This is a genomic window from Halobacillus sp. (assembly GCF_049282395.1).
Lineage (GTDB): Bacteria > Bacillota > Bacilli > Bacillales > Halobacillaceae > Halobacillus.
Genome location: NZ_JBAPTY010000338.1, coordinates 1 through 3,383 on the forward strand (window position 1 = coordinate 1; position 3,383 = coordinate 3,383).

General features: G+C 46.4%; 3 protein-coding genes and 1 pseudogene. 1 reads left to right on the forward strand and 3 read right to left on the reverse strand.

Going from position 1 to position 3,383, the window contains the following annotated elements:
- A partial coding sequence (gene katG / locus WAM07_RS14425) for a catalase/peroxidase HPI (RefSeq protein WP_422167937.1) occupies nucleotides 1–2,110 on the forward strand: 2,110 nt, incomplete at its 5' end.
- A gap of 339 nt (nucleotides 2,111–2,449) precedes the next feature.
- Here the strand turns inward: katG and WAM07_RS14430 are convergent.
- The 3 genes and pseudogenes from WAM07_RS14430 to WAM07_RS14440 form a co-directional block, all read right to left on the reverse strand.
- Complete coding sequence (locus tag WAM07_RS14430) at nucleotides 2,450–2,737, reverse strand: YkvS family protein (protein ID WP_422167938.1); 288 nt, start codon at nucleotides 2,735–2,737, stop codon at nucleotides 2,450–2,452.
- 229 nt (nucleotides 2,738–2,966) lie between these two features.
- The gene (locus WAM07_RS14435) at nucleotides 2,967–3,167 is read right to left on the reverse strand and encodes a hypothetical protein (RefSeq protein ID WP_422167940.1); all 201 of its coding nucleotides are present in this window, start codon (nucleotides 3,165–3,167) and stop codon (nucleotides 2,967–2,969) included.
- Between the two features lie 36 nt (nucleotides 3,168–3,203).
- Nucleotides 3,204–3,383 (reverse strand): annotated as a pseudogene (locus WAM07_RS14440) (23S rRNA (uracil-5-)-methyltransferase RumA); the annotation flags it as partial.

Consider the following 3,383-nt stretch of genomic DNA (forward strand, 5'->3'; position numbering starts at 1 on the left):
GAATCTGCACATATTAAATCAGCACGATAAGAAGACCAACCCTATGGGTGAGGACTTTGATTATGCCGAAGAATTTAAAAAGCTGGATTATGATGCTTTGAAACAGGATCTGGAAGAGCTTATGACAACCAGCCAGGACTGGTGGCCTGCTGACTATGGACACTACGGCCCGCTTTTCATCCGTATGTCGTGGCACGCAGCTGGTACGTATCGTACAGGTGATGGACGCGGCGGCGGAGCCACAGGCTCTCAGCGTTTTGCACCGCTGAACAGCTGGCCGGATAATGCGAACTTGGATAAAGCACGTCGCCTGTTATGGCCAATCAAACAGAAATACGGCAACAAGATTTCATGGGCCGACTTACTCGTTCTTACCGGTAACGTAGCGCTTGAATCCATGGGCTTGAAAACCTTTGGCTTCGGCGGAGGCCGTGAAGACGTCTGGCACCCTGAAGAGGATATCTACTGGGGTAATGAAAAAGAATGGCTTGGTGACAACCGTTACTCAGGTGACCGCGAGCTTGAAAATCCGCTTGCAGCCGTTCAAATGGGGCTTATCTATGTAAACCCTGAAGGACCGAATGGTAATCCAGATCCACTAGCAAGTGGCCGCGATATCCGCGAAACCTTTGCGCGTATGGGAATGAATGATGAGGAAACTGTTGCCCTCATCGCCGGTGGTCACACCTTTGGTAAAGCACACGGAGCTGGCGATGCAGAAGCCAACGTAGGCGCAGCCCCGGAAGCCGCTGATATTGAAGACCAGGGATTAGGCTGGCAAAGCAGTCACGGCAGCGGGAAAGGCCGTGACACGATTACGAGTGGCGTAGATGGTGCCTGGACTCCTAACCCAACGGTATGGGACAACGGTTACTATGATCTATTATTCGGCTACGAGTGGGAACTTACGAAGAGCAGAGCAGGTGCCAACCAATGGGCTCCCGTTAACCCTAAAGAAGAGGATCTTGCTCCTGATGCAGAGGATTCCTCTGAACGCGTGCCTACTTTTATGACAACAGCGGATATGGCGCTGCGTGAAGATCCAACTTATGAAAAAATTTCACGCCATTTCCATGAAAATCCGGAGGAATTCGCCGATAAATTCGCTCGCGCCTGGTTCAAACTGCTTCACCGTGACATGGGACCTAAAGCGAGATACCTCGGCCCTGAAGTTCCAGATGAAGATTTAGTATGGCAGGATCCAGTTCCAGATGTGAATTACACCTTAACGGACACTGAAATCGCTGACCTGAAGGAGAAAATTCTAAGCTCTGGACTGACTGTAAGCGAGCTCGTGAAAACAGCATGGGCTTCTGCCAGCACATTCCGTAAATCCGACATGCGCGGCGGCGCGAATGGTGCCCGCATCCGTCTAGCCCCTCAGAAAGACTGGGACGTAAACGAACCAGAGCCGTTGGCCAACGTCATCTCTGTTTATCAAGACATTCAAAATGATCTCGATAAAAACGTAAGCCTTGCTGACTTGATTGTACTTGGCGGTAGTGCGGCCATCGAAAAAGCAGCCAAGGATGCCGGTGTGAATGTAACCGTTCCATTTGCGCCTGGACGAGGCGATGCTACTCAAGAACAGACAGATGAAGAAAGCTTTGAAGTACTTGAGCCGATGGCCGATGGATTCCGTAACTATGAGAAGAAAAAATACGCGTGGAGCCCAGAGGAACTACTAGTAGACAAAGCTCACCTATTAGGACTCTCTGCACCAGAAATGACCGTACTTGTCGGCGGTATGCGCGTACTTGGCGCAAACTACAACGACACGGAACACGGCGTATTCACCGACCGCGTCGGCACACTTACGAACGACTTCTTCGTAAACCTGCTCGACATGGGAATCGAATGGCATCCAACCGAATTCAACACCTATGAAGGCCGCGACCGCCACACAGGCGAACTCGTGCGCACAGCCACACGTGTTGACCTTGTCTTCGGTTCAAACTCTATCCTGCGTTCCTACGGGGAAGTTTATGCACAGGATGATAACCAAGAGAAATTTGTGCGTGACTTCGTAAATGCATGGGTGAAGGTTATGAATGCGGATCGTTTTGATTTGAAAGCAAATAAAGATTCTTTGGCGTATCATAACGCATAATTGAAAAAAGCCCCTCGCCGGGATGCCATTCGGTGAGGGGCTTTTTAATGCAAACTTCTACTTTATCTCCAATACAATCTTGGCAGTATTGAAATCAATAATAAGCAGAGGATTATCTCCACTAATCCAGTATACATAGGGAGGACTATTGAGGAATTTTAATAACCAGAGCGAGTTATCAGGTACAAGAAGTTACATTGCTTGATATGGGAAGAAGTAATAGAACGCCCAAAGCAAACAAGCCGGACACTCTAATTGTTGGATGCGTCCCACACATAAAAAAGGAGCATCACACTTAATAAGCGTGATGCTATTTCTTATATATTATTATTGTTGAACTTACCTGTCGCGGCGTTCTTTAATGCTGTAGTTTTTATGAGCAACAACGGTTTTTTCAAAATCTAAATTGCGCTCGTGGAAATCATCCATAATGGTCATATCGCAAACCACGGAGTTTTGTAATTTAGAAGAAGTTACGACAGCTTCAACCTGTTGGCCGTCTTTTTGGAAAGTAATGATATCGCCTTCCGTTGCTTTGTCTTCTTCTTTTACTTTCTGTTCTTCTTCTGAGCTGCTCTTTTTAAAAGCAGCATCAACTAAAGTTTTTCTTAAATTTTCGTCAGCCATTAGAAATTCCCCTTCCTAGTGAATGTAATGTTCGTTTGTGTCAAGATTCAGGCCAAGTATTTCCTTATCTATACCCGTAATCAAGGGCTCTCATTCTTCTTATAGTATTACTCTAACACGATTCTTTTTTAGAAGCACGGGGACAGCGCTTCCAACTATAGGAGTAGTAATAGGAGTAGTTTTCAAATTCAGATACCAAAAAAGGAGGGGGTTTTCCCCTCCTTTACCTTCATTCATCCATCTCCACTACTCTTACTGCCTTACTTCCACAGTTTTTGCATTTACCCTCTAACATCACACCCATAGGATGATCAACGATAATAAAATCTTTGATGGTCACTTCATCCTTACAGGAGCGACAAAAAACGTTTGCTATAAGTTGCTTTCTTTCATTTTCAGGTATGGCTAACCACTTTTTATTCGCTTCCATTCTAGCACCTCCACAAACCTATTTCTTATTAAAACCTTACTTCTCTTTCTTCTCAAGCCAAGTCACACACTCCACATGACTCGTCTGCGGGAACATATCCACCGGCTGAACCTCCTGTGTCGCATATCCCCCATCCTCAAGAACACGCAAATCCCGTGCGAGCGTCGAAGGGTTACACGATACATAGACGATACGCTCCGGTTCCATATCAAGCAT

Excerpts from the sequence above, each read along its gene's own strand:
- WAM07_RS14430 (WP_422167938.1), bottom strand. The coding sequence starts at position 2,737 with ATGGCTGACGAAAATTTAAGAAAAACTTTAGTTGATGCTGCTTTTAAA.
- WAM07_RS14435 (WP_422167940.1), bottom strand. The coding sequence starts at position 3,167 with ATGGAAGCGAATAAAAAGTGGTTAGCCATACCTGAAAATGAAAGAAAG.